The following is a 24413-nucleotide window of genomic DNA, read 5'->3' as shown; positions in this document are numbered from 1 at the left end:
ATGGGAGCGTGGATGTTAAATCGTATTCGTATCTCGACCACACTGTTTTTGATTCTGATCCTTTGCGGTGTGTTGCAGGTTGGCAGTAACGGGTTGTCTTTTTGGGCGTTTCGCGATGGCTATCAGAATTTGCAGGAAGTTGAGGCGAGTAATCAGCAGCGCTCCGCACTGGCGCAAACGCGTGCCGTGCTGTTGCAGGCAAGCACTGCGCTGAACAAGGCGGGAACCTTAACCGCGCTGAGCTATCCACCGGATGAGATTAAGGCGCTGATGGCGACCGCGCGCGACAGCCTGAAGCAGGCTGACGCACAGTTTAAAGCCTTTACGGCGCAGGCCGCCGACAGCGAGAAAGAGAAAGCGCTGAAGGCCGCCATGAAGACGAACTTTGAGCAGTGGTACAGCGATCTGGACCACCAGGCGACGTGGCTAGAGAACAACCAGCTTTCGGATTTTATGACCGCACCGGTTCAGGCGTCTCAGGCGGCGTTTGACGGCAGCTTTAACGCGTGGCAGCAGGATATTAACCAGTCTGTTCAGCGTGCCGGCGACCAGAGCCGTCAAAGCTATCACATGTCGGGCGTCATCTTTGCCGTGGTGGTGATCCTGGCAGGGCTGCTGACCGGCGGGGCGCTGCTCTGGTCGCGCAGAATGATTGTGCAGCCGTTGGCAATCATCAGCAGCCACTTCGACAGTATTGCGAAAGGGGACCTGGCGCGTCCGGTAGCGGTGTTCGGCAAGAACGAAATTTCGGCGATCTTTGCCAGCCTGAAGGCGATGCAGGGATCGCTGCGGGAAACGGTGAGCGACGTGCGGCAGGGCAGCTATGCCATGCACACCGGGATTTCTGAGATTGCGGCGGGTAACAACGATCTCTCGTCCCGCACCGAGCAGCAGGCGGCCTCGCTGGCGCAGACGGCGGCCAGCATGGAGCAGTTAACCGCGACGGTAAGCCAGAACGCCGATAACGCACGTCAGGCGTCTGACCTGTCAAAACAGGCGGCGATGACGGCGAAGAAAGGCGGCGACCAGGCGTCCCATGTCGCCAGCACCATGCAGGAGATTGCCACCAGCTCGCAGAAAATTGGCGACATCATCAGCGTGATTGACGGTATCGCGTTCCAGACCAACATTCTGGCGCTGAATGCCGCCGTGGAAGCGGCGCGCGCCGGTGAGCAAGGGCGTGGATTTGCGGTGGTGGCGGGGGAAGTACGTAACCTGGCGAGCCGCAGCGCCAACGCGGCGAAAGAAATTAAGGTGCTGATCGAAGAGTCGGTCTCGCGCGTTCAGCAGGGCTCAACGCTGGTGGATACGGCGGCGAAAACCATGCACGAGATCGTCACCTCCGTGACGCGGGTGAACGACATCATGGGCGAAATTGCCTCTGCGTCGGACGAACAGCGCCGCGGGATTGAACAGGTTGCCCAGGCCGTCAGCCAGATGGATCAGGTGACGCAACAGAACGCCTCGTTAGTTGAGGAAGCGGCAGCGGCAACCGATCAGCTGGCAAGCCAGGCGGATCGTCTGACCGGACTGGTCGCGGTATTTAATGTGAAAGAGCACGTTGAAGCAGTAACAGAAGTCGGGCGGTCGCAGGCCGTGCCAGTTGTATCCTGAATGTAATTAAGAAGGCGCTATGACATCACCAATGCCCCCTGGGCAAACGTCATTATTGTTGCAGATGACACAGCGCCTCGCGCTGTCCGACGCGCATTTTCGTCGGATATGTCAGTTAATCTACCAGCGTGCGGGGATCGTGCTTGCGGATCATAAGCGGGACATGGTCTACAACCGTCTGGTGCGGCGCTTGCGTACGCTGGGGCTGGATGATTTTGGACGCTATCTGAGCATGCTCGAGGCGAACCAGAACAGCGCAGAGTGGCAGGCTTTTATTAACTCGTTAACCACCAACCTGACGGCGTTTTTCCGTGAAGCTCACCACTTCCCGGTTCTGGCCGAGCACGCCCGCCGTCGCACCGGGGAATATCGCGTATGGAGTGCGGCCGCCTCGACGGGTGAAGAGCCGTACTCGCTGGCGATCACCCTTGCCGACACCCTGGGCATGACGCCCGGACGCTGGAAAGTCTACGCCAGCGATATCGATACCGAGGTGCTGGAGAAGGCGCGTAACGGCGTGTATCGCCAGGATGAACTGAAAACGCTGTCGCCGCAGCAGCTGCAGCGTTATTTCATGCGCGGCACGGGCCCGCATGAAGGCCTGGTGCGCGTACGCCAGGAGCTGGCGAACTGCGTCGAATTCGCGCCCGTTAACCTGCTGGATAAGCAGTACAACGTGCCGGGGCCGTTCGACGCCATTTTTTGCCGTAACGTTATGATCTATTTTGATAAAACGACGCAACAGGACATTCTGCGTCGGTTTGTTCCGTTGCTCAAGCCTGACGGTTTACTATTTGCCGGGCACTCGGAAAACTTCAGCAACCTCGCGCGTGAGTTTAGCCTGCGTGGGCAAACGGTATATGCGCTGAGTAAGGAAAAAGCATGAGTAAAATCAGGGTGTTGTCTGTCGATGATTCAGCGCTGATGCGTCAGATCATGACTGAAATTATCAATAGCCACAGCGACATGGAGATGGTGGCCACTGCGCCCGATCCTCTGGTAGCGCGGGATTTAATTAAAAAATATAACCCCGACGTGCTAACGCTGGATGTCGAGATGCCGCGCATGGATGGCATAGATTTCCTCGAAAAATTAATGCGGCTTCGGCCCATGCCGGTGGTGATGGTCTCCTCCCTGACCGGAAAAGGATCGGAAATCACCCTGCGCGCGCTGGAGCTGGGGGCGGTGGATTTTGTCACCAAACCGCAGCTCGGCATACGCGAAGGGATGCTGGCCTACAGCGAAATGATCGCGGAGAAGATCCGCACCGCGTCGCGTGCGAAGCTTGCTGCCCATACGCCATTGGCCGCGCCTGCGACCCTGAAGGCCGGCCCCTTACTCAGCTCGGAAAAACTGCTGGTCATTGGGGCGTCAACCGGAGGAACAGAGGCAATTCGTCATGTACTCCAGCCATTGCCGCTTTCAAGTCCGGGTATTCTGATCACTCAGCATATGCCACCGGGCTTTACCCGTTCGTTCGCCGAACGCCTGAACAAGCTGTGCCAGATCAGCGTGAAGGAGGCGGAAGACGGCGAGCGCGTGCTCCCGGGACATGCCTATATCGCCCCGGGCGACAAGCATATGGAGCTGGCGCGCAGCGGCGCTAACTATCAAATCAAAATTCATGACGGACCGCCGGTCAACCGGCACCGTCCGTCGGTGGATGTGCTGTTTCATTCGGTGGCGAAACATGCGGGGCGCAACGCCGTTGGGGTGATCCTGACGGGGATGGGCAACGATGGTGCCGCCGGAATGCTTGCAATGCACCAGGCTGGCGCCTGGACGATTGCGCAGAATGAAGCAAGTTGTGTGGTGTTCGGCATGCCGCGCGAGGCCATCAATATGGGTGGCGTGAGCGAAGTGGTCGATCTTAGCCAGGTAAGCCAGCAGATGCTGGCGAAAATCAGTGCCGGACAGGCAATACGTATTTGACTCAGGAGTATTATTTTATGGCGGATAAAGAGCTTAAGTTTTTGGTTGTGGATGACTTTTCCACCATGCGTCGCATCGTGCGCAACCTGCTGAAAGAGCTGGGCTTCAACAACGTTGAAGAAGCAGAAGACGGCGTTGATGCGCTGAACAAACTGCAGGCTGGCGGGTTTGGTTTTGTTATCTCCGACTGGAACATGCCTAACATGGACGGTCTGGAACTGCTGAAAACCATTCGTGCCGATGCGGGAATGGCGTCTATGCCGGTTCTGATGGTTACTGCAGAAGCGAAAAAAGAGAACATCATTGCCGCTGCACAGGCGGGCGCAAGCGGCTATGTGGTGAAGCCATTCACCGCGGCAACCCTGGAAGAGAAGCTCGGTAAGATCTTCGAGAAACTCGGCATGTGAGGTGATGGAAATGTTGCAACCTGCTATGAAACCCGTTGAAGAACACTCGCCGAGCGATATCATCGTCCGCATCGGCAGCCTGACGCGCATGCTGCGTGACAGCCTGCGCGAGCTGGGTCTGGATCAGGCGATTGCCGAAGCGGCGGAAGCCATTCCTGATGCCCGCGATCGTCTGGACTATGTTGTGCAGATGACCGCTCAGGCCGCGGAACGTGCGCTGAACAGCGTTGAAGCGTCACAGCCGCACCAGGATGCGATGGAAAAGGGGGCGAAAGCGCTGAGCAAACGCTGGGATGAGTGGTTTGAAAATCCTATCGAGCTGGCGGATGCCCGCGAACTGGTGACGGATACCCGTCAGTACCTGGGTGATGTGCCGGGCCACACCAGCTTCACCAACGCCCAGCTGCTGGACATCATGATGGCGCAGGATTTTCAGGACCTGACCGGTCAGGTGATCAAGCGCATGATGGATGTTATCCAGGAGATTGAGCGTCAGCTGCTGATGGTTCTGCTGGAGAACATTCCGGAACCGGCAGCCCGTCCAAAACGCGAGAACGAAAGCCTGCTCAATGGTCCACAGCTCGACGCCAGCAAGGCGGGCGTTGTGGCAAGCCAGGATCAGGTCGACGATCTGCTGGACAGCCTCGGCTTCTGATTGTTCTGATTACCCTCAGGCTGCGGCGTCAGCCTGAGGGTATTTCGGTTAGCGAAGATCCATCTTCACCGTCACGTTACCTTCAAAGCGGCCCGGGGCCGGGGGGCATTCGTCGTGCTGACCGGCACAGCCTGAATTTTGACCACACCGTTTCCCTGCGCGTCCATTGTTACCGGAAACTCATAGGTACCATCCAGCGCAACGTTCTGACTGTTTTCATCATATACGCGCACCCCGAGATCGTCCCTGTCCAGAAGTTTTGCAATGTACGGCGTACTGCTATCCGCGACGCCCTGATCTGCTGTCAGCGTGAGCTTTATCCGGTCCGTGTTTCCCACTGCGTTATCATCACAGTGGTAGGCAATATCAACGTTTTTGATGGCATAACGTTTTGGCGGTTGCCCCTTGATGACGAATTGCTTGCTGACGATGCTGCCGAACTCAACCTCTATGGTGCTGCCTTCGTTGATAACGCAGCTTAGCGGCGCAGAAAGCGTGCCGCTAAACCAGATATCAGAGACCTGTTCTGCCAGCCCTGAATCGCAGCCTCCCCCCGAGCCGAAATAAAGACAGGCATAGTTTTGCGCGACGATCGTCGAAGGGATAACCTCTTGACCCAGGATAGGTTTTTTAACGTGAAGCAGTATCGCAACGACGTTCCAGCGGAAATTACGCTTTACTGTAGCGGCGTTGCTCGGCTGGGTGCCACTACTGCAAACGTTGGCATCTCCCTCCGTTTTGGCGAGTGCATTCTCGGTAGTGTTACGCATATTAGCTCTGGACGTCGGGTATTCATTGATAGCTAACGGGTTCAGAGAAGTACCGTCCGGAGAGTTGATTGCATCAGCGTAGGCGGTGATATCGGCATCGATCTTATCGGTCAAATAGCCGTATCCGTTTGTTCCCGGATTCAGCGGGCTCCCGGCAAACGTTTTTTCATAGACCATGCTCGAAGAAAACATATTTCCGGGACAGCTGCAGTTGGCCACTATCACCGGTCCATTGCCGACCAGATGATTTGGCACATCATAGTCATGATTGGCAATATTTTCGCTGGACGAAAACTCATGATCGAACGACGTGGTGTAGGCTTGCGGCGCACCGAAGCAGTTACGAAGTAAAGTCACGGCAGCCCTGCACGGGCTGGTTGCGGTCAGGCTCAATGCCGTAGCCAATAAAGCCCAGACGGCCCGTTTCGTGAGTATAGTTTTCATGTGCTTAATCCTGCTGACAAAGCTCGCTAACCGAGCGAATACCGTTAGGGCTTTCGGTTTGGTTGGCTGACTGTTGCGTAATGCTGGCGCGGCACTGCTGGCCCGTGCCGTTGCCCCATTTCACGCTGATCTGCGCGGTCTCTCCAATGCCTGCCAGATAGACGGTGCCGGTTTCATCGACAATGCCGCTCATCACCGGGTCGCTACTGGTCGCGATTGCGCCGAACGGAACGGGGAGGCCATTTGGACGCTTCAGGGTAACCAGCATCCGATAGCCTGTGTGGGCGTCAAATTTGGCCAGCACCGCCGCGTTGCGCGAGGGAATGACGGTGATGGCGGTATCGCTGCTGTCCACATTTTCCGGCAGGCTCGCGGTATCAATACGAATATTGTTCTCCTGGTACGGAGTGAGCGATGGAATGACTGCGTTACCCTGCCAGTCGGTCTGAATACCCCGCTGGTTCAGGAAACGGACGCCGGACGCGTCGTTGGCGTTGACGATAGCAAACTGGCTGCCTAAAGGTTGAGCCAGCGTGACGCCCTGAGGATGGGCAACAATACCGCCGCTAATGCCGTAGTTAAGCTGCTGAGAGTCATCAGTGGAGGCGTAATAGCCTGCGGTCAGGTTGGCGTATTGCGAGCGGTAGCTGCCGTAGACGCTGCTGATATCTTCCCCGTCGTGGTTGGAATGGCTCTGCTGTAACGAGTAGCTCAGACGCTCGTCGTCCAGCAGCGTGCCGCTGAGGCCCACGTTTTGCCGCGTATAGCCATTTTTAGTATTGCTGATGTTATAGCTACTCCAGGCGCGTGGCAGCCATCTGGCGAGAGGAATGCTAAACCCTAAAGAGACCATTCTGTCAGCCTCTTCGTCGTTGGTTTTGCTGTACGTATAGGCAATGTGATAACTCGTGCCGGCAACAACGGTATTTAATCCAACCGACAGGCTGCGCTCTTTTTTAGAGGTGCCCCAGTAATCCTGCTGATAACCGTTAAGATACAGGCTCACCCCAGCAACGGTTTGGCTCACGCTGGCCTGAATGCGGTTGCGTTTATTGTAACGAAACAGCAGATCGTCTTCGTGACCGTCACGCCTTTGGTTGGCGTCGGTAAAGCTGTAATACCCGCGGCTGGTGTATCGGTAGCTGCCGAGGCTGAAGTTGGTATTGGTCGAATCCAGTTTACCGGTATAAAGCAGACGCCATGACTGGCCGGTATGCTGGCTGTTATCGTCTAGCCGGGTGTCGGCCAGGGTAACGTCAGCCGACAGCGAGCCCAGCGGCCCGAGCGCCAGACCGGCACCGGTATTGGCTGCGTTATAGTCTTTCGAGAGGGTCAGCCCTCCAAACCAGGTGAGAAGGTTATTTAAACCGTAAATCATGCTTCCCTGGCAAAAGTCGGGTTCCTTTTGGTCGCTCCCGCTTTCAGCACGATAACGGCCTGCTGTCATTTCATACTTCATACGCCCTGGCCGCAGCATAACCGCGATACTGGAGTAGGGCTGCGTAAAGCGATGCTCGGTGCCGTCAGCCTCTTTCACCGTAACGTCCAGATCGCCGCTGTTGGTCGTGGAGTAGAGATCGTTGATTTCGAACGCGCCCGGCGCGACATTTTGCTGATAGATGAGATAGCCGTTCTGGCGCACCGAGACTTCTGCATTTGAACTGGCGATGCCGCGTATGACAGGGGCATAGCCGCGTTGGCTATAGGGAAGCATCTCTTCATCTGACGCAAGGTTGACGCCCCGGTACTGTAAGCTATCAAATACCTCGCCACGCGTGCTGCTTTCCCCGGCCGTGAACTGCGCCTTGAGGGCGTCAACGTCATGCTGCAGGAAGGTATTGATATTTTCCCACTGGTTTTCACTCTCTGAATTGCTCCACGTAGAATAGTTGCGCACTCGCCAGCCACCCAGGTTGGCGCCGGTGCGCAAATTCAGATACTGACTGGTGGCGCTGCTGTCGCCGCTGTCCTTATTTTTTGATCCTGAAAAAGCGTAGTCACTGAACAACACGGGAACACCGTCGTCCCAGCGCGAGGGATCGATGTAATCGTGACCGGTCCCACTTAACGCGGCCTGAGGAATACTTAACGCTAATGTCATGGTTGAAAAATCAAGCCGCGCGGAGGCCTGGGGGATATAGTTGCTGATATCTTTGGGCAAAGCCTTATTGGCGGGTAACGTAAGCAAGGCGGGATACCGGTCGATAGCTATCCCCCATGCCCGCAGCATATCCGGTGTGAGCTGCGGTATCAGTGACCCTTCCGGCGAGCTGACGTAAGCAATATTGGTGGTGCTCAGGCGGCGTTCGTTCACCTGCACTCGTGAAGAATAGGTGCCGGGTAGCTGAGCATTCGACTTTGAAAAGAGTGAAAGGTCGATATCCTGCTGTGCCAGCATGTCTCCTTCCAGCGATGAGGGAGAGAAACGATACTCACGGGCTAGCGACGAGAAGCTAGCCATGAGTAAGACACCGCCAAGGCAGCGAAGAAGCGGATTCAGTTTAAAGAGCCGCCCGTATGACAAATCATTACGTCCTGTCATCATCGCGGTCTTTTAATCCTGCGCAAGTGTGGAAGTGTATTTTTCTGAAGCATTGCCGTAATCGGTGATGCAGCGCCAGGTGACGCTTGTCCCCTGAGCATTGTCAGGGAGAGGAATGTCAACGCGGGATTTAGGGGCAGCCATATCTGCTTTCTCCACTTTGTGCGAGCCCAGCGCAAGTGAATCAAAGACGCTGTAGAACGCCCCCGCGTTGATGACAGTGAGCTGCTGACCATGACGAGCGAAGCGCAGGTTTTTGCAGGTTTCAGAGGGTGTTCCGCTCAGTCCGCCAGGGCGCCAGAACAGTTTCAGACGCGTTTTATAGATTAACCGCAGGACGTTTCTGTCACCCTCATCTGTAGCCGTGGCAGGAACGGTTCGCACGTTCATATAGAACAGCGACTCTTTATCCCCTGTTAAGGCTGTCCCGTTCCAGGTAATGCGCAGGCTTTGCTCTTTTTGCGGATCGAGCCGAAATAGAGGGGGTGTCACGATAAACGGTCCATGCGTTTTACCATCACCCGTATCCGTCCATGACTGTATTAACCAGGGAAGCTCTTTATCATTATTTTGTAAGGGCAGGGCAACTTCCTTTTTCGCGGCATCGTAGATTATGCGTGTGCGACCTATCTGAACACCTGCTGCGTGACAAAAGGTACTCGCAATGACAGGAATACATAATAAGACCTGGAGTGATATGCGCATGGTGAAACCTTTAATAAAGGACGTTGAGGGGGAATGATAATAGTCCGAATCCGGATTCGGACTATTATCAGAGCATGACTCCTTAAACGTCATGACGCCTAAATATATATATTGTGAATATCAGTGGTGCATTTATTAACGATAAAGAATATTTACCGTCATATCAGCATCTGCCGGACCGGCAGTAACCGCTTCTGCAAATGATTTATAGCGAGCATTAAAATCAGCTTTAATCGTATCTTCGGATTTTGTCGCCAGTTCGATATAGACCTGCCCTTCAGCGCCGTCCATAGTGATGAGTTTATCATCTTTACCCGCCAGGCTGACGGCAACGCCAATACCGGTGGCCGCAGTTTCGCCCGTGGTGGTAATTTTACTGACGTCCAGCAGCGTATTGGTCTCGGTCAGGGTTGTTGGGCCGTTAAAGGTCAGCTGTACAGCCGGAAGCCCATCGCTTTTCAACGGGCAATTCGCCAGCGTAACGGAGAATGGCATAAGTGCGGTCTCCGTTCCAACATCAGTAAACAACGATACAGGATAGGTACCCAGTGGGATAGTACTGTCCGTGCCATCGTCGCCCTGAATCGTACAGCTCGATTCGATAATTTCACCCGTGAAATGAATAGTGCCAGCATTCATTTCTGCGGCGAAACCATTCATCGACAGTGTTGCAAGGGTTAAGCCCGCAATAATATTCTTTTTCAATTTCATCTTAAATGTTCCTTTAAGTAAAAAGAAATATCTGGCATGTAATTTGCTTTCTCGTGAGAAGTAAATTATGTCACGCTAAATTATAACATTTAAATTTCTTCTGGTAAGTGAGCTTCAGGGGTAATGTTATATTGATTAATCCATTTTTGGATTTTCTCCGGTAATGGCTAAATGGATTTTTAATCGGTCTGAATTATTGAATTTACATACTTATATCATTCCTGCAATATTAAGTGTTTAAAATCGACGACTATGTTAATTTTCTTTCAGGATATTTTTGAATAAACATTTTAAAACTTCGCTTAATTCATTTTGTGATATGAAGCGCATCACAAAAGTCGGAACAATGTTTGTTTGAACATTACGCGTCCTCTCTTCGCTTGCTCAACGTACGGAGTAAAGTTTTAAACTGGATAAAAAGACCCGGTTATAGGGGTTTATCAGCCCATTGATGAAAGGCGGTGCTGGCATGATACCCGTGACGTAATGGGCTGAGTATGCACTGTGGCAGAAGAGAACGACGACAAAACGGAAGCCCCCACACCCCACCGACTAGAAAAAGCGCGTGAGGAAGGGCAGATCCCCCGATCCCGAGAATTAACCTCCCTGCTGATCCTTATCGTAGGGGTTTGCATTATCTGGTGGGGCGGGGAGTCGCTCGCCCGAAAGCTGGCGGGAATGTTGTCCACCGGCTTACGTTTTGACCACAGCATGGTCAACGATCCGAATCTGATCCTCAGCCAGATTATTCAGCTTATTAAAGGGGCCATGGTCGCGCTGCTGCCCCTGATAACCGGGGTCGTGCTGGTCGCGCTGGTCTCTCCGGTGATGCTCGGCGGTCTGGTTTTTAGTGCCAAATCGCTGCAACCGAAATTTTCCAAACTGAATCCGCTGCCGGGTATTGCGAAAATGTTCTCTGCCCAGACCGGGGCTGAGCTGCTCAAAGCCGTTCTCAAATCGGTGCTGATGGGCAGTTCCGCAGGCTTTTACCTCTGGTACCACTGGCCGGAAATGATGCGTCTTATCAGCGAATCGCCGCTCACCGCGATGAGCAACGCGCTGAATCTGGTTGGGCTTTGCGCGCTGCTGGTGGTGCTCAGCATTATCCCGATGGTGGGTTTTGACGTGATCTTCCAGCTTTATACCCACTTCAAAAAGCTGCGCATGTCGCGTCAGGATATCCGTGACGAATATAAGCAGATGGAAGGTGACCCGCACGTAAAAGGGCGTATCCGCCAGATGCAGCGTGCCGCCGCCCGTCGCCGCATGATGGACGATGTGCCGAAGGCCGACGTCATTGTTACCAACCCGACGCACTATTCCGTTGCGCTGCGCTATGACGAAAACAAAATGAGCGCGCCGAAAGTCGTTGCGAAAGGGGCGGGGCTGATCGCACTGCGTATCCGGGAAATTGGCACTGAGCACCGCGTGCCGATCCTGGAAGCCCCTCCGCTGGCGCGTGCCCTGTACCGCCATGCGGATATCGGACAACAGATCCCGGGACAACTCTACGCCGCCGTGGCGGAAGTGCTGGCCTGGGTGTGGCAGTTGAAGCGCTGGCGTCTGGCTGGCGGTCAGCGGCCTGTGAAACCTGAAAACCTTCCGGTGCCTGCCGCGCTGGATTTTATGAACGAGAAGGACACTGATGGCTAATCTGGTGGCAATGTTGCGCCTGCCCGGCAACCTGAAATCGACCCAATGGCAAATCCTTGCCGGGCCGATTCTGATCCTGCTAATTCTGTCGATGATGGTACTGCCGCTCCCGGCATTCATCCTCGATCTGCTTTTCACTTTCAATATTGCGCTGTCCATTATGGTGCTGCTGGTAGCGATGTTCACCCAGCGTACCCTGGAGTTTGCCGCGTTCCCGACCATTCTGCTGTTTACCACCTTGCTCCGTCTGGCGCTGAACGTAGCGTCCACGCGTATCATCCTGATGGAAGGTCATACCGGTGCGGCAGCGGCAGGTAAAGTGGTTGAAGCGTTCGGCCACTTCCTGGTGGGCGGCAATTTCGCTATCGGTATCGTGGTGTTCGTTATCCTCGTTATTATCAACTTTATGGTTATCACTAAAGGTGCAGGGCGTATCGCGGAAGTGGGCGCGCGTTTTGTGCTGGACGGGATGCCGGGCAAACAGATGGCGATCGATGCCGACCTGAACGCCGGTCTTATTGCCGAAGATGAAGCCAAAAAACGCCGTTCGGAAGTGACGCAGGAAGCGGACTTCTACGGCTCCATGGACGGTGCAAGTAAGTTTGTGCGCGGTGACGCCATCGCGGGCATTCTGATCATGGTGATTAACGTGGTCGGCGGCCTGCTGGTGGGCGTATTGCAGCACGGGATGGACATGGGCCACGCGGCGGAAAGCTATACGCTGCTGACCATTGGTGACGGTCTGGTCGCGCAGATCCCGGCGCTGGTTATCTCCACGGCGGCGGGTGTGATTGTGACCCGCGTGAGTACCGATCAGGACGTTGGCGAGCAGATGGTGGGCCAGCTCTTCAGCAACCCGCGCGTGATGCTGCTGGCCGCTGCCGTTCTGGGTTTGCTCGGTCTGGTGCCGGGGATGCCAAACCTCGTCTTCTTGCTGTTTACGGCGGGTCTGCTGGGGCTTGCCTGGTGGATGCGTGGCCGTGAAACCAAACCGGCAGCGGAGCCTGTTCAGGTAAAAATGCCGGAGAATACCCAGGCCGTCGAAGCGACCTGGAACGACGTTCAGCTGGAAGATTCCCTGGGAATGGAAGTGGGCTATCGCCTGATTCCGATGGTCGATTTCCAGCAGGATGGCGAGCTGCTTGGCCGTATCCGCAGTATTCGTAAAAAATTCGCGCAGGATATGGGCTTCCTGCCGCCGGTTGTACACATCCGCGACAATATGGACCTGCCGCCCGCGCGCTATCGCATTCTGATGAAAGGGGTCGAAATCGGCAGCGGTGATGCCTATCCGGGCCGCTGGCTGGCGATTAACCCGGGCACCGCCGCAGGCACGCTGCCGGGCGAGCAAACTATCGACCCGGCCTTTGGCCTGGCCGCTATCTGGATTGAAAGTGCTCTGAAAGAGCAGGCGCAAATCCAGGGGTATACGGTTGTTGAAGCCAGTACCGTGGTGGCGACCCATCTTAATCACCTGATTGGGCAATTCTCGGCAGAGCTGTTTGGCCGTCAGGAAGCGCAGCAGCTGCTGGACCGCGTCACGCAGGAGATGCCGAAGCTGACGGAAGATCTGGTCCCGGGCGTGGTGACATTAACCACGCTGCACAAGGTGCTGCAAAACCTGCTCGAAGAGAAAGTGCCGATCCGCGATATGCGCACTATTCTGGAAACCCTTGCCGAGCATGCGCCGATACAAAACGATCCGCACGAGCTAACGGCGGTGGTACGCGTGGCGCTGGGGCGTGCGATCACCCAGCAGTGGTTCCCGGGAACCGGAGAAGTTCAGGTCATTGGCCTCGATACTCCGCTTGAACGTCTGCTGCTGCAGGCCCTGCAGGGCGGAGGCGGCCTGGAGCCGGGGCTGGCGGACCGTCTGCTGGCGCAAACGCAGGAGGCGCTGGCGCGCCAGGAGATGCTGGGTGCACCGCCGGTGCTGCTGGTTAACCATGCGCTGCGTCCGCTGCTGTCGCGTTTCCTGCGTCGTAGCCTGAATCAGCTGGTCGTGCTGTCGAATATGGAGCTGTCGGATAACCGTCATATCCGCATGACCGCGACGATTGGAGGAAAATAATGCGTAAATGGCTCTGGATTTTGCTCTTCCCGCTGGTGGCGCACGCGGCCGGGGAGGGCACCTGGCAGGCAAGCAGCATGGGGGTGACCCTCAGCAACCGGGGCGTCGCCATGTCATCTAACCCGCTGTCGCCTTCTGAAGGCGTTTCCGGTCAGATGGGTCTTGTGGTCTGGAATTACCGGCTGATTGGCCCAACGCCCGCAGGGCTGCGGGTGCGCCTTTGTTCTCAGACGCGCTGCACGGAAATCGACGGCGAAAATGGCACGACGCAGGCATTCAACGGCGTACCGGCTATTGAACCTTTGCGTTTCATCTGGGAAGTGCCGGGCGGGGGACGCTTAATCCCGGCGCTGAAAGTGCAGAGTAATTCTGTCATCGTGAACTACCGCTGACGCTTGAATGAGCAGGATGGCAAAAAATAAAACCCGGCGATTGCCGGGTTTTTTGTATTACATGCGTTCTACTGTTTCGATACCCAGGGTATCCAGACCCAGCTTCAGGGTCTTCGCCGTGAGCTGCGCCAGCTTCAGGCGGCTGTTGCGGACCGATTCGTTTTCCGCAGACAGAATAGGGCAGTGTTCGTAGAAGCCGGAGAACAGACCCGCCAGATCGTACAGGTAAGCACACATCACGTGCGGCGTGCCGTCACGCGCGACAACCGTCAGCGTCTCTTCAAACTGCAGCAGGCGCGCCGCCAGCTGTGCTTCACGATCTTCCGTGATGGTCACTGCCGCATTCGCCAGCACGCTTTCATCAATGTTCGCCTTACGGAACACCGAGAGCACGCGGGTGTAGGCGTACTGCATGTAAGGCGCCGTGTTGCCTTCAAACGCCAGCATGTTATCCCAGTCGAAGATATAGTCGGTGGTGCGGTTCTTGGAGAGATCCGCGTATTTCACCGCACCGATACCCACGGCGTTGGCCAGTTTTTCCAGCTCATCGGCAGGCATGTCCGGGTTCTTCTCGGCCACCAGACGGCGGGCGCGTTCCAGCGCTTCGTCCAGCAGGTCGGACAGCTTCACGGTACCGCCAGCACGGGTTTTGAACGGCTTGCCGTCTTTACCCAGCATCATGCCGAACATGTGGTGTTCCAGCGGCACGCAATCTGGCACGTAACCGGCTTTACGCACGATGGTCCACGCCTGCATCAGGTGCTGGTGCTGACGGGAGTCGATGTAGTACAGCACGCGGTCAGCATGCAGCGTCTCGTAACGGTATTTCGCACAGGCGATGTCAGTGGTGGTGTAGAGGTAGCCGCCATCCTTTTTCTGGATGATCACGCCCATCGGTTCGCCTTCCTTGTTTTTATACTCATCAAGGAACACCACCGTTGCGCCTTCGCTCTCTACCGCCAGGTTTTTCGCTTTCAGGTCAGCCACAATGCCGGGCAGCATTGGGTTGTAGAGGCTTTCACCCATCACGTCGTCACGGGTCAGGGTGACGTTCAGACGGTTATAGGTCAGCTGGTTCTGAGACATGGTGATGTCGACCAGCTTGCGCCACATTTCGAGGAAGTATTGGTCGCCGCCCTGCAGTTTTACCACATAGCTGCGCGCGCGCTCGGCAAAGGCTTCGTCTTCGTCGTAGTGCTTTTTAGCTTCGCGGTAGAACCCTTCCAGGTCCGCTAGCGCCATTTCACCGGCGTTTTCCTGCTGCTGTTTTTCCAGGTAAGCAATCAGCATGCCGAACTGGGTACCCCAGTCGCCCACGTGGTTCGCGCGGATCACCTTGTGGCCGAGGAACTCGAGCGTGCGCACCGCGGCATCACCGATGATGGTGGAGCGCAGGTGGCCAACGTGCATCTCTTTCGCCACGTTCGGGGCAGAGTAGTCGATCACGACGGTCTGCGCCTCCGGCTGGGAAACGCCCAGACGGTCAGATTTCAGCGCCGCGTCAACGTGGCTTGCCAGGAATGCAGGCTCAAGGAAGATGTTGATAAAGCCCGGACCGGCGATTTCGGTTTTGCTGGCAATGCCGGAAAGATCCAGATGCGTCAGTACCTGCTCAGCGAGCTGTCGCGGCGGCATGCCCAGTTTTTTAGCCACTGCCATCACGCCATTAGCCTGATAGTCGCCAAACTGTACTTTTGCTGACTGACGAACCTGCGGTTCGCAATCCGCAGGCGCGCCTGCGGCAATCAGTGCCTGACTGACTTTTTCGGAGAGAAGAGCCTGAATATTCACCTGGATACCTTACGTTTTTGATGCGGGCTTACAACCGCCCGCGCCAGTTAAAGAATTTAGGGCGGGAGTATACTGCAAATGCCCTCTGGCGTCAGCATTGCGGGGCCTGAAGATTGCTCAGAATCCAGGCGGTGAAGGTGTGCATAATCATGCAGTCGCAAAAAGCCAGATTCTGCGGTTGGTCAAAACAGGGCAACAGAGTAAATTAGCGGCTTTGCGACATGAAAAGAGAGTGACCTATGGCGAACTGGCAATCCATTGACGAACTGCATGATATTTCCGCAGATATACCGCGCTTCACCCAGGCGTTCACAGATCTTGCCACCCGTCTCGGTCTGGATATCGCGCCGCTTGAGGCCGATCACATCTCTTTGCGCTGTCATCAGAATGCCACGGCCGAGCGCTGGCGTCGCGGGTTCGAACGGTGCGGCGAGTTGCTCTCCGAGAACATCATTAATGGTCGCCCGATTTGCCTGTTTAAGTTGCATGATCCGGTGAACGTGGCGCACTGGCAGTTCAGCGTGGTTGAACTGCCGTGGCCGGGCGAGAAACGCTATCCGCACGAAGGCTGGGAGCATATCGAAATTGTCCTGCCGGGTGAGCCGGAAACGTTGAACGCGCGCGCGCTGGCCCTCCTTTCCGACGAAGGCTTAAGCAAGCCGGGAATTTTTGTGAAGACGAGTTCACCCAAAGGCGAGCGCGAGCGGTTACCTAACCCGACGCTGGCCGTCACTGACGGACAGGTCACGGTGAAGTTTCATCCGTGGACCATTGAGCAGATCGTTGCCAGCGAAGCGTAAGAGATGTGAGTTCACGCCGGGACTGAAAACGGACGGCGTGTCATGATGTTTCGTTTAGTGGAATTTCAGGAGGATTAAATGGCGCTGCTGGAGATTTGTTGTTACAGCGTGGAGTGTGCCGTGACCGCGCAAAAGCACGGTGCTGACCGCATTGAACTGTGCGCGGCACCCAAAGAGGGCGGCCTGACGCCGTCTTACGGCGTGTTGAAGTCTGCCCGTCAGGCCGTCACCATTCCCGTTCACCCGATTATTCGTCCGCGCGGCGGTGATTTTTGTTACACGGCGGGCGAGTTCAGTGCCATGCTTGATGATATCGCGCTCGTTCGGGACCTCGGGTTTCCAGGGCTGGTGACCGGCCTGCTGGATGAAGACGGCAACATCGATATACCGCGCATGCGTCAGATTATGAGCGCCGCGCAGGGGCTGGCCGTCACTTTTCATCGCGCATTTGATATGTGTAAAGATCCGCTTCAGGCCTTTGAAACGCTTGGAGAACTTGGCGTGGCGCGCATCCTGACATCGGGTCAGCAGGCGTCAGCTGAAAAAGGACTGCAATTAATTACGGAACTAAAAGCACATTCCGGTGTTCCAATAATAATGGCGGGTGCGGGAGTCCGCGCCAGCAATCTGGAACGGTTTTTAAACGCCGGGGTAGAAGAGCTGCACAGCTCCGCGGGTAAATGGATACCTTCGCCCATGCGTTATCGCAATACAGGATTGTCAATGTCGACGGATGCTGAAGCGGATGAGTATTCACGCTATGGCGTAGAGGGAGAGTCGGTTGCGGAAATGAAGTCGCTGATTGAGCGCCATCACGTGTAGCAACGTACCGATTTTTACCGCGCATCATGTCGCCCAATATGATGCTTGCTTGTACCAGGCCCCTGCAATTTCAACAGGGGCCTTTTTTTGTCTTTCATGTTTCAAGCCGCAGCTGCGTTAGCCGCCTCGCTCACCCCGTTCACTTACTGATGTAAGCTCCCGGGGATTCGCTGCGTTGCCGCCTTGCTGCAACTTGAACTATTTCTGAGAAAACGTGCTACGAGTAGGCCGGGTAAGGCGTAGCCGCCACCCGGCTAAAAGGCTACGGCTTAGTCGCAACCAACACCGCACGCATCGGGGCCGGATAGCCTTCGATGGTTTTGCTGTGGTCGGCCGGGTCGAGGAACTGCTCCAGCGATTCGGTGATCATCCAGTCGGTGCGGCGCTGTTCCTCGAGCGAGGTCACGCTGACGTCGGCAATCCGCACATCCACAAACCCGCACTTCTCCAGCCAGTTCTTCAGCGCCAGCGCGGAAGGGATGAAGTAAACGTTGCGCATCTGCGCGTAGCGATCGCCCGGGACCAGAACGGCATGTTCATCGCCTTCAATCACCAGCGTTTCCAGCACCAGCTCGCCGCCGCTGACCAACTGATCCTTCAGTTGCCACAGGTGTTCAAGCGGGGAACGACGGTGGTACAGCACGCCCATGGAGAAGACGGTATCAAAGGCTTTCAGGGCAGGGAGTTGTTCAATGCCCAGCGGCAACAGTTGCGCGCGCTGGTCGTTACCCAGCAGCTTGCGCACCGCTTCAAACTGGCACAGGAACAGCTGCATCGGGTCAATACCGACCGCCAGATGCGCCCCCGCGCCAATCATGCGCCACATGTGGTAACCACTGCCGCAGCCCACGTCCAGTATGGTACGTCCGGTCAGGTCGGAAAGGTGGGGCAGAACGCGATCCCATTTCCAGTCCGAGCGCCATTCGGTATTGATGTTCACGCCGTAAAGTGAAAACGGCCCTTTGCGCCACGGCATCAGGTTACGCATCAGCGTTTCGATGCGGTTGATCTGTCCGGCCGGAAGCGGCTCTTCGCTCTCGGCGGTTACGCTGTGGAGAAGATCCAGACGATGCGGGGTCAGTTCGGGCAGAAACTCCACCGCATTTGACCACTGCTTTAACAGGCCGTGCTGCTGATCGCGCTGCCAGGCGGCAATCTGCGCGGGCAAGGTTTCCAGCCAGTGGGAGAGCTGGTTTTTGGCAATCAGCTGATAGAAGTTGCTGAATTCGATCATGCGGATTCTCCCGCTTTCAGCGCCACCAGAGAGCCAAAGTTAAAGCACTGGAACCACAGTTCGCTGTGCTCAAACCCGGCTTTGCGCAGGCGCGCTTTGTGGGTTTCTACGGAATCCGTCAGCATTACGTTTTCAAGCATGCTGCGCTTCTGGCTGATCTCCAGCTCGCTGTAGCCGTTCGCGCGTTTGAAATCGTGGTGCATATTGAACAGCAGTTCGCCAACCTCGGCATCTTCGAAGCTGAATTTCTCCGAGAGCACCAGCGCGCCGCCGGGATTCAGCCCCTGATAAATTTTGTCCAGCAGCAGCTGACGGTCTTCAGGCACCAGGAACTGCAGGGTGAAATTCAGCACCACCATCGACGCGTTATTGATCTCAATCTCGCGGATATCGCCTTCCACCACGTCTACCGGAACAGGGGCTTTATACGCATCAATATGGCGACGGCAGCGCTCAACCATCGCCGGGGAGTTATCGACGGCAATGATTCGGCAGCCTTCGTGGTGAATGTTACGACGAACCGACAGCGTTGCCGCGCCGAGCGAGCAGCCCAGGTCATAGACCTGCGTGCCGGGTTGAACGAAGCGCTCAGCCAGCATGCCGATCATAGAGATAATATTGGAATAACCGGGAACAGAGCGCTGGATCATATCCGGGAAGACTTCGGCTACCCGTTCATCGAAGGTCCAGTCGCCCAGGCTGGCGATAGGCGCGGAAAAAAGCGTGTCGCGATCTGACATAACGTAAAAATCCGGGAAAAATAAAGTGGCGTATTGTGCGCTAATGGAGGGAGAAAACCAACTCCCACGGCATATACCACAGGTTAGCCAGCACCATCAGCAAAAGCGAACACCAGGTCGCACTCATGCCGGAACGACGCCAGCGGATTAAGCGGTGGTGAAAACCATAATAGTGCATCAGGCGGCCAGCAATAAGAAGCAGGCCACAGATGTGCACCATCCAGGTTTCTGCGCCATTCATCTCCATAAACAGCAGCAGGATTAAGGCTGCGGGGATGTATTCGACCGCGTTGCCATGAATACGGATAGCGCTTTGTAGCTCGGAAAATCCGCCGTCACCGTAAGAGACGCGGTACAGCGTTCTGAGGCGCACAACATCAAATGAAAACTTAATCAGCAGTAATGCACCTAACACCGCATACAGCGCGCTGACCATACAAACTCCCTGTTTTTGGCAGATGGCACTTCACTATGATAGGGGGTGATATCAGAAAAGAGAAGATTGTTGTGGGATGGAAGGGGCGCTGCCCACGGACGGCACCGCAGCCTGCAAGGCCTGCCACAGAGCATCGACCAGTTCGGGCGCCTGGGCGATATCCGGCGTATGCAAAAAGAGATACGGCGTGGTGGTGTGTTCCCACTTCGCTAACGTTTGCAGCCAGACGGCGAACATCGCCTGATTTTGCTGCATGTTATCGCTGCCGATATACCTGACCATTGGGTTATGCGCGGTCACGATGGCGTGGACCGGCACTTTCGGTTTTTTACGCTGAGCTTCAACGATGGCTTCGCTATGGGGGACAGCGCTGTGCACCGGCCGGCTATCGAGGATCACCCGGTTAACGGAACGCTCAAGCAGGCCGCGGTTGAGCGCTTTTTCTGCTTCGCCCTTCGCAAAAAATTCAGGATGCCTGACTTCAACGCCGTAGGTGAATTCGCGGGGCAGGGCATCCAGGAACTGCCAGAGCGCAGGCAAATCGCGCGGGCCAAACGTGGCGGGTAGCTGGATCCAGTACTGACCGATGCGGTTCGCCAGCGGCGACATGCGCGTAAAAAATTCTTCGGTCAAATCCCCGCAGTTGCGCAGCGCGGCCTGGTGGGAAATGGTGGCCGGAAACTTGAAGCAGAAGCGGAAGTCGTCGGTCGTTTGTTCCCGCCAGCGCGCAACAATCTCGGCTTTGGGGAGCGCATACAGGGTGGTGTTACCCTCGACACAGTTGAAGTGCCGGGCATACTCCTCAAGGCTGGTGATGCCAAGGCGCACCCATTTCGGGTGCGACCACTGGGGCAGGCCGACATACATCATAGCGCGCTGACAATCTCATCCGTGCTGCGCACGCGGCCGATGCGCGGGAAGATATGGGTCATGCTGCCCTGGTGCTGTTCCGCGGAGGCCGCGCTGCAGGCATCTTCGGCAATCACCAGGTTAAAGCCCAGCTCCCACGCGTTGCGGGCGGTAGACTCCACGCCGATGTTGGTGGAAATGCCGCACAGGACAATGGTGTCGATGCCGCGACGGCGGAGCTGTAGCTCGAGATCGGTACCGTAAAATGCGCCCCACTGGCGTTTGGTCACTTCAATATCGCTGTCGCGTTTGCCGAGTGCGGCCGGGTACGTCCACCAGTTTTCCGGCAGGGCGCGTGCAGGGACCTGGGCATCAACGGGCTGTTTTAACGCTTCGGCGTAATCAGCGGACCAGCCGACGCGCACCATGACAACAGGCGCACCGCTGGCACGACATGTTTCCGCCAGGCGAGCAGCGCGGCTGACCACATCATCCGCAGTATGCGGGCCACCGGCGAAGGGCAGAATGCCTTCCTGTAAATCAATCACAACAAGTGCGGTTTTACTGGCATCAAGTGTTAACATCGTTACTCCCGTTAAATGAATCACTTCCAGACACCTTACGACGTGATGGCCTGTTCCTGGGCGGATAATTTTGTTAATTTTTGTGAGAATGCGCAATAAGAGTGCAGCAAACGACCGCCTGGCCGTGGTTCGCTCTTATCGTCCGGCGGAATTTCCAGTATAATAGCCGCCTTTTTTCATCCAGTTGTGACATACAGAAAGCTGCGACATAGTAGCCTGCATACCAGGCGACATTTAGCCTGCGGCTAATTAAGGGATATCTCATGCGTACAGAATATTGCGGGCAGCTGCGTCAGTCCCACGTCGGACAGCAGGTAACCCTGTGTGGTTGGGTCAATCGTCGTCGTGATCTTGGTAGCCTTATCTTCATCGATATGCGCGACCGCGAAGGTATCGTTCAGGTGTTCTTCGATCCGGATCGCGCAGATGCGTTGAAGCTGGCCTCCGAGCTGCGTAATGAGTTCTGCATTCAGGTTACCGGCACCGTGCGCGCGCGTGACGAGAAAAACGTCAACGCCGACATGGCGACGGGTGCCATCGAAGTGCTGGCGTCCGATCTGGTGATCATCAACCGTGCAGAAGCGCTGCCGCTGGACTCCAACCACGTCAACACTGAAGAAGCGCGTCTGAAATACCGCTACCTGGATCTGCGTCGTCCGGAAATGGCTCAGCGCCTGAAAACCCGTGCGAAAATCACCAGCCTGGTGCGTCGCTTTATGGATGACCACGGTTTCCTCGACATCGAAACCCCGATGCTGACCAAAGCCACGCCGGAAGGCGCGCGCGATTACCTGGTCCCATCCCGCGTTCATAAAGGCAAATTCTACGCGCTGCCGCAGTCTCCACAGCTGTTCAAACAGCTGCTGATGATGTCCGGCTTCGATCGCTACTATCAGATTGTTAAATGCTTCCGCGACGAAGACCTGCGCGCTGACCGCCAGCCAGAATTTACCCAGATCGATGTGGAAACCTCCTTCATGACCGCCGAGCAGGTGCGTGAAGTGATGGAAGCCCTGGTGCGTAGCCTGTGGAACGACGTGAAAGGCGTTGAGCTGGGCGATTTCCCTATCATGACCTTCGCTGAAGCCGAGCGTCGTTACGGCTCCGACAAACCAGACCTGCGTAACCCGATGGAGCTGGTGGACGTAGCAGACCTGGTGAAAGGCGTTGAGTTTGCTGTCTTCGCTGGCCCGGCTAACGATCCTAAAGGCCGCGTAGCAGCGCTGCGTGTACCGGGTGGTGCTGCCCTGAGCCGCAAGCAGATCGACGACTACGGCAACTTCATCAAGATCTACGGCGCGAAAGGTCTGGCCTATATTAAAGTGACCGAGCGCGCGAAAGGTCTGGAAGGCATCACCAGCCCGGTAGCGAAATTCCTGAACGCGGACATCGTGGAAGCGATCCTTGAGCGCACCGGCGCGCAGGACGGCGACATGATCTTCTTCGGCGCAGACAACAAGAAAGTCGTGGCGGATGCGATGGGCGCGCTGCGTCTGAAGCTCGGCAAAGACCTGAGCCTGACCGACGAAAACAAATGGGCGCCGCTGTGGGTTATCGACTTCCCAATGTTTGAAGACGACGGTGAAGGCGGCCTGACCGCAATGCATCACCCGTTCACCTCGCCAAAAGACATGACGGCGGCAGAGCTGAAAGCGGCACCGGAAGATGCGGTCGCGAACGCTTATGACATGGTTATCAACGGCTACGAAGTGGGCGGTGGTTCCGTGCGTATTCACAGCGGCGAAATGCAGCAGACCGTGTTCGGCATTCTGGGCATCAACGAGCAGGAGCAGCGCGAGAAGTTTGGCTTCCTGCTGGACGCCCTGAAATACGGTACGCCGCCGCACGCGGGTCTGGCCTTCGGTCTTGACCGACTGACCATGCTGCTGACCGGCACCGATAACATTCGTGATGTTATTGCCTTCCCGAAAACCACTGCCGCAGCGTGTCTGATGACCGAAGCGCCAAGCTTTGCCAACCCGGCCTCTCTGGCCGAGCTGGGCATTGAAGTGGTGAAGAAGGAAGAGAAAAACTGATATGGCATATAAGCTTCCCGTTTCGGTCCTGGTGGTCATTTATGCAGAAGACACGAAGCGGGTGCTGATGTTGCAGCGGCGCGATGACCCTGATTTCTGGCAGTCGGTAACAGGCAGTCTGGAAGAGGGGGAAACCGCGTTGCAGGCCGCCGCGCGCGAAGTAAAGGAAGAGGTCACCATTGACGTTGCCCGCGAGCAACTGACCCTGAAGGACTGCCAGCGCACGGTGGAGTTTGAAATTTTTAGCCATTTACGTCATCGCTACGCGCCGGGTACCGAGCGCAATACGGAGTCGTGGTTCTGTCTCGCGCTCCCCCATGAACGGGAGATCGTGTTTACCGAACACCTGACCTACCGCTGGGTGAATGCGGCGGACGCCGCCGCACTGACCAAGTCGTGGAGCAACCGGCAGGCGATTGAAGAATTTGTAATTAACGCAGCCTGAGAAGGCGCGATTTTTGGAGAACTTTTTATGGCAGGTCATAGTAAGTGGGCCAACACCAAACACCGCAAAGCGGCACAGGATGCCAAGCGCGGTAAGATCTTTACCAAAATCATTCGCGAGCTGGTGACGGCAGCGCGTCTGGGCGGCGGCGACCCGGCTTCTAACCCGCGTCTGCGCGCGGCGGTAGATAAAGCGCTGTCAAACAACATGACGCGTGACACCCTGAACCGTGCTATCGCACGTGGCGTCGGCGGTGATGAAGACGCGAACATGGAAACCATCATTTATGAAGGTTACGGCCCTGGTGGTACTGCGGTGATGGTTGAGTGTCTGTCCGACAACCGTAACCGTACCGTTGCGGAAGTGCGCCACGCGTTCACCAAAACCGGTGGCAACCTGGGCACCGACGGTTCCGTGGCTTACCTGTTCAGCAAAAAAGGCGTCATCTCCTTCGAGAAAGGCGACGAAGATGCGATCATGGAAGCGGCGCTGGAAGCCGGTGCGGAAGACGTAGTGACCTTCGATGACGGCGCTATCGACGTTTATACCGCGTGGGAAGAGATGGGTGCCGTGCGCGACGCGCTGGAAGCGGCTGGCCTGAAAGCGGACAACGCTGAAGTGTCCATGATCCCGTCTACCAAAGCGGACATGGATGCGGAAACGGCACCGAAACTGCTGCGTCTGATCGACATGCTCGAAGACTGCGACGACGTGCAGGAAGTGTACCACAACGGTGAAATCTCTGATGAGGTTGCAGCGACTCTCTGATGAGAGCCTGTA

The 24413-nt window shown here is 56.1% G+C and carries 23 protein-coding genes; 13 read left to right on the top strand and 10 right to left on the bottom strand.

Translation table 11 applies throughout. The annotated features are described in order from the left end of the window. Window positions 1-12 precede the first annotated feature (12 nt). From tap to cheZ, 5 genes are read left to right on the top strand one after another with little or no spacing between them, the layout of a single operon-like run. Window positions 13-1614, top strand: a complete 1602-nt coding sequence (tap, locus tag ACMGGX_RS01500) for a methyl-accepting chemotaxis protein IV (RefSeq protein ID WP_420297940.1) — start codon at window positions 13-15, stop codon at window positions 1612-1614. A gap of 19 nt (window positions 1615-1633) precedes the next feature. Beyond that, window positions 1634-2500 carry a protein-glutamate O-methyltransferase CheR gene (cheR, locus tag ACMGGX_RS01495; protein WP_023312253.1) on the top strand — a complete coding sequence of 289 codons (867 nt, stop codon included), beginning with the start codon at window positions 1634-1636 and terminating at the stop codon, window positions 2498-2500. Further along, entirely contained in the window at window positions 2497-3546 is a 1050-nt protein-coding gene (locus tag ACMGGX_RS01490) for a protein-glutamate methylesterase/protein-glutamine glutaminase (protein WP_023312252.1), read from the top strand. The genes cheR and ACMGGX_RS01490 overlap by 4 nt, the downstream gene beginning before the upstream one ends. A gap of 17 nt (window positions 3547-3563) precedes the next feature. Further along, window positions 3564-3953, top strand: a complete 390-nt coding sequence (cheY, locus tag ACMGGX_RS01485) for a chemotaxis response regulator CheY (protein WP_008500431.1) — start codon at window positions 3564-3566, stop codon at window positions 3951-3953. A gap of 10 nt (window positions 3954-3963) precedes the next feature. Beyond that, window positions 3964-4608 (top strand): protein phosphatase CheZ, encoded by a 645-nt coding sequence (cheZ, locus tag ACMGGX_RS01480; RefSeq protein ID WP_023312251.1) that lies wholly within the window; start codon window positions 3964-3966, stop codon window positions 4606-4608. Between the two features lie 71 nt (window positions 4609-4679). Here cheZ and ACMGGX_RS01475 read toward each other — a convergent pair whose 3' ends face one another. From ACMGGX_RS01475 to ACMGGX_RS01460, 4 genes are all read right to left on the bottom strand, one after another. Further along, complete coding sequence (locus ACMGGX_RS01475) at window positions 4680-5822, bottom strand: fimbrial protein (protein WP_420297939.1); 1143 nt, start codon at window positions 5820-5822, stop codon at window positions 4680-4682. A 4-nt stretch (window positions 5823-5826) separates the two neighbouring features. Beyond that, on the bottom strand, window positions 5827-8283 hold the full coding sequence (locus tag ACMGGX_RS01470; RefSeq protein ID WP_420297938.1) for a fimbria/pilus outer membrane usher protein: 2457 nt from the start codon (window positions 8281-8283) through the stop codon (window positions 5827-5829). A gap of 93 nt (window positions 8284-8376) precedes the next feature. Beyond that, the gene (locus tag ACMGGX_RS01465; RefSeq protein WP_181593364.1) at window positions 8377-9069 is read right to left on the bottom strand and encodes a molecular chaperone; all 693 of its coding nucleotides are present in this window, start codon (window positions 9067-9069) and stop codon (window positions 8377-8379) included. Between the two features lie 135 nt (window positions 9070-9204). Continuing rightward, window positions 9205-9780, bottom strand: a complete 576-nt coding sequence (locus tag ACMGGX_RS01460) for a fimbrial protein (protein WP_420297937.1) — start codon at window positions 9778-9780, stop codon at window positions 9205-9207. Window positions 9781-10284: 504 nt separating this feature from the next. On the opposite strand from ACMGGX_RS01460, the gene flhB reads away from it, so the two are divergent. The 3 genes from flhB to flhE are packed head-to-tail and all read left to right on the top strand — an operon-like array spanning window position 10285 to window position 13896. Further along, a complete protein-coding gene (gene flhB / locus ACMGGX_RS01455) occupies window positions 10285-11433 on the top strand; it encodes a flagellar biosynthesis protein FlhB (protein WP_223604358.1) in 1149 nt (382 codons plus the stop codon). Next, window positions 11426-13504, top strand: a complete 2079-nt coding sequence (gene flhA, locus ACMGGX_RS01450; protein ID WP_023312249.1) for a flagellar biosynthesis protein FlhA — start codon at window positions 11426-11428, stop codon at window positions 13502-13504. The genes flhB and flhA overlap by 8 nt, the downstream gene beginning before the upstream one ends. After that, window positions 13504-13896 carry a flagellar protein FlhE gene (gene flhE, locus ACMGGX_RS01445; RefSeq protein ID WP_202770794.1) on the top strand — a complete coding sequence of 131 codons (393 nt, stop codon included), beginning with the start codon at window positions 13504-13506 and terminating at the stop codon, window positions 13894-13896. The genes flhA and flhE overlap by 1 nt, the downstream gene beginning before the upstream one ends. Window positions 13897-13953: 57 nt before the next feature. On the opposite strand, the gene argS is transcribed toward flhE, so the two are convergent. Further along, window positions 13954-15687, bottom strand: a complete 1734-nt coding sequence (gene argS, locus ACMGGX_RS01440) for an arginine--tRNA ligase (protein ID WP_047647442.1) — start codon at window positions 15685-15687, stop codon at window positions 13954-13956. Between the two features lie 239 nt (window positions 15688-15926). On the opposite strand from argS, the gene ACMGGX_RS01435 reads away from it, so the two are divergent. Both ACMGGX_RS01435 and cutC read left to right on the top strand, forming a co-directional pair. After that, complete coding sequence (locus tag ACMGGX_RS01435) at window positions 15927-16487, top strand: VOC family protein (RefSeq protein ID WP_181593361.1); 561 nt, start codon at window positions 15927-15929, stop codon at window positions 16485-16487. Between the two features lie 78 nt (window positions 16488-16565). Next, window positions 16566-17309, top strand: coding sequence for a copper homeostasis protein CutC (cutC, locus tag ACMGGX_RS01430; protein WP_045355966.1), 744 nt, complete (start codon window positions 16566-16568; stop codon window positions 17307-17309). Between the two features lie 262 nt (window positions 17310-17571). Here the strand turns inward: cutC and cmoB are convergent, their stop codons facing one another. The 5 genes from cmoB to ACMGGX_RS01405 are packed head-to-tail and all read right to left on the bottom strand — an operon-like array spanning window position 17572 to window position 21152. After that, on the bottom strand, window positions 17572-18543 hold the full coding sequence (cmoB, locus tag ACMGGX_RS01425) for a tRNA 5-methoxyuridine(34)/uridine 5-oxyacetic acid(34) synthase CmoB (RefSeq protein ID WP_420297936.1): 972 nt from the start codon (window positions 18541-18543) through the stop codon (window positions 17572-17574). Further along, a complete protein-coding gene (cmoA, locus tag ACMGGX_RS01420) occupies window positions 18540-19283 on the bottom strand; it encodes a carboxy-S-adenosyl-L-methionine synthase CmoA (RefSeq protein WP_420297935.1) in 744 nt (247 codons plus the stop codon). Before cmoA ends, cmoB begins: the two co-directional genes overlap by 4 nt. A 40-nt stretch (window positions 19284-19323) precedes the next feature. Further along, window positions 19324-19719 carry an MAPEG family protein gene (locus tag ACMGGX_RS01415; RefSeq protein WP_021240443.1) on the bottom strand — a complete coding sequence of 132 codons (396 nt, stop codon included), beginning with the start codon at window positions 19717-19719 and terminating at the stop codon, window positions 19324-19326. Between the two features lie 51 nt (window positions 19720-19770). After that, window positions 19771-20589: a DUF72 domain-containing protein gene (locus ACMGGX_RS01410; RefSeq protein WP_348561378.1), complete on the bottom strand. Its 819-nt coding sequence runs from the start codon at window positions 20587-20589 to the stop codon at window positions 19771-19773. Beyond that, complete coding sequence (locus ACMGGX_RS01405; protein ID WP_205916291.1) at window positions 20586-21152, bottom strand: hydrolase; 567 nt, start codon at window positions 21150-21152, stop codon at window positions 20586-20588. The genes ACMGGX_RS01410 and ACMGGX_RS01405 overlap by 4 nt, the downstream gene beginning before the upstream one ends. Window positions 21153-21415: 263 nt before the next feature. On the opposite strand from ACMGGX_RS01405, the gene aspS reads away from it, so the two are divergent. The 3 genes from aspS to ACMGGX_RS01390 are packed head-to-tail and all read left to right on the top strand — an operon-like array spanning window position 21416 to window position 24401. Further along, window positions 21416-23188, top strand: coding sequence for an aspartate--tRNA ligase (gene aspS, locus ACMGGX_RS01400; protein WP_023312238.1), 1773 nt, complete (start codon window positions 21416-21418; stop codon window positions 23186-23188). Window position 23189: 1 nt separating this feature from the next. Beyond that, window positions 23190-23633, top strand: coding sequence for a dihydroneopterin triphosphate diphosphatase (gene nudB / locus ACMGGX_RS01395; RefSeq protein WP_032658557.1), 444 nt, complete (start codon window positions 23190-23192; stop codon window positions 23631-23633). A gap of 27 nt (window positions 23634-23660) precedes the next feature. Then, window positions 23661-24401 (top strand): YebC/PmpR family DNA-binding transcriptional regulator, encoded by a 741-nt coding sequence (locus ACMGGX_RS01390; protein WP_008500447.1) that lies wholly within the window; start codon window positions 23661-23663, stop codon window positions 24399-24401. Window positions 24402-24413: the final 12 nt, after the last annotated feature.

The sequence above is a fragment of the Enterobacter sp. BNK-29 genome (assembly GCF_048684785.1).
Classification (GTDB): domain Bacteria; phylum Pseudomonadota; class Gammaproteobacteria; order Enterobacterales; family Enterobacteriaceae; genus Enterobacter; species Enterobacter cloacae_M.
This window is presented reverse-complemented; position numbering and strand designations above follow the sequence as displayed.

What these genes read in the sequence shown, in the direction of transcription:
- tap (WP_420297940.1), top strand. Translation starts at nt 13, where the DNA reads ATGTTAAATCGTATTCGTATCTCGACCACACTGTTTTTGATTCTGATC.
- cheR (WP_023312253.1), top strand. Translation starts at nt 1,634, where the DNA reads ATGACATCACCAATGCCCCCTGGGCAAACGTCATTATTGTTGCAGATG.
- ACMGGX_RS01490 (WP_023312252.1), top strand. Translation starts at nt 2,497, where the DNA reads ATGAGTAAAATCAGGGTGTTGTCTGTCGATGATTCAGCGCTGATGCGT.
- cheY (WP_008500431.1), top strand. Translation starts at nt 3,564, where the DNA reads ATGGCGGATAAAGAGCTTAAGTTTTTGGTTGTGGATGACTTTTCCACC.
- cheZ (WP_023312251.1), top strand. Translation starts at nt 3,964, where the DNA reads ATGTTGCAACCTGCTATGAAACCCGTTGAAGAACACTCGCCGAGCGAT.
- ACMGGX_RS01475 (WP_420297939.1), bottom strand. Translation starts at nt 5,822, where the DNA reads ATGAAAACTATACTCACGAAACGGGCCGTCTGGGCTTTATTGGCTACG.
- ACMGGX_RS01470 (WP_420297938.1), bottom strand. Translation starts at nt 8,283, where the DNA reads ATGGCTAGCTTCTCGTCGCTAGCCCGTGAGTATCGTTTCTCTCCCTCA.
- ACMGGX_RS01465 (WP_181593364.1), bottom strand. Translation starts at nt 9,069, where the DNA reads ATGCGCATATCACTCCAGGTCTTATTATGTATTCCTGTCATTGCGAGT.
- ACMGGX_RS01460 (WP_420297937.1), bottom strand. Translation starts at nt 9,780, where the DNA reads ATGAAATTGAAAAAGAATATTATTGCGGGCTTAACCCTTGCAACACTG.
- flhA (WP_023312249.1), top strand. Translation starts at nt 11,426, where the DNA reads ATGGCTAATCTGGTGGCAATGTTGCGCCTGCCCGGCAACCTGAAATCG.
- flhE (WP_202770794.1), top strand. Translation starts at nt 13,504, where the DNA reads ATGCGTAAATGGCTCTGGATTTTGCTCTTCCCGCTGGTGGCGCACGCG.
- ACMGGX_RS01435 (WP_181593361.1), top strand. Translation starts at nt 15,927, where the DNA reads ATGGCGAACTGGCAATCCATTGACGAACTGCATGATATTTCCGCAGAT.
- cutC (WP_045355966.1), top strand. Translation starts at nt 16,566, where the DNA reads ATGGCGCTGCTGGAGATTTGTTGTTACAGCGTGGAGTGTGCCGTGACC.
- cmoB (WP_420297936.1), bottom strand. Translation starts at nt 18,543, where the DNA reads ATGATCGAATTCAGCAACTTCTATCAGCTGATTGCCAAAAACCAGCTC.
- cmoA (WP_420297935.1), bottom strand. Translation starts at nt 19,283, where the DNA reads ATGTCAGATCGCGACACGCTTTTTTCCGCGCCTATCGCCAGCCTGGGC.
- ACMGGX_RS01415 (WP_021240443.1), bottom strand. Translation starts at nt 19,719, where the DNA reads ATGGTCAGCGCGCTGTATGCGGTGTTAGGTGCATTACTGCTGATTAAG.
- ACMGGX_RS01410 (WP_348561378.1), bottom strand. Translation starts at nt 20,589, where the DNA reads ATGATGTATGTCGGCCTGCCCCAGTGGTCGCACCCGAAATGGGTGCGC.
- ACMGGX_RS01405 (WP_205916291.1), bottom strand. Translation starts at nt 21,152, where the DNA reads ATGTTAACACTTGATGCCAGTAAAACCGCACTTGTTGTGATTGATTTA.
- aspS (WP_023312238.1), top strand. Translation starts at nt 21,416, where the DNA reads ATGCGTACAGAATATTGCGGGCAGCTGCGTCAGTCCCACGTCGGACAG.
- nudB (WP_032658557.1), top strand. Translation starts at nt 23,190, where the DNA reads ATGGCATATAAGCTTCCCGTTTCGGTCCTGGTGGTCATTTATGCAGAA.
- ACMGGX_RS01390 (WP_008500447.1), top strand. Translation starts at nt 23,661, where the DNA reads ATGGCAGGTCATAGTAAGTGGGCCAACACCAAACACCGCAAAGCGGCA.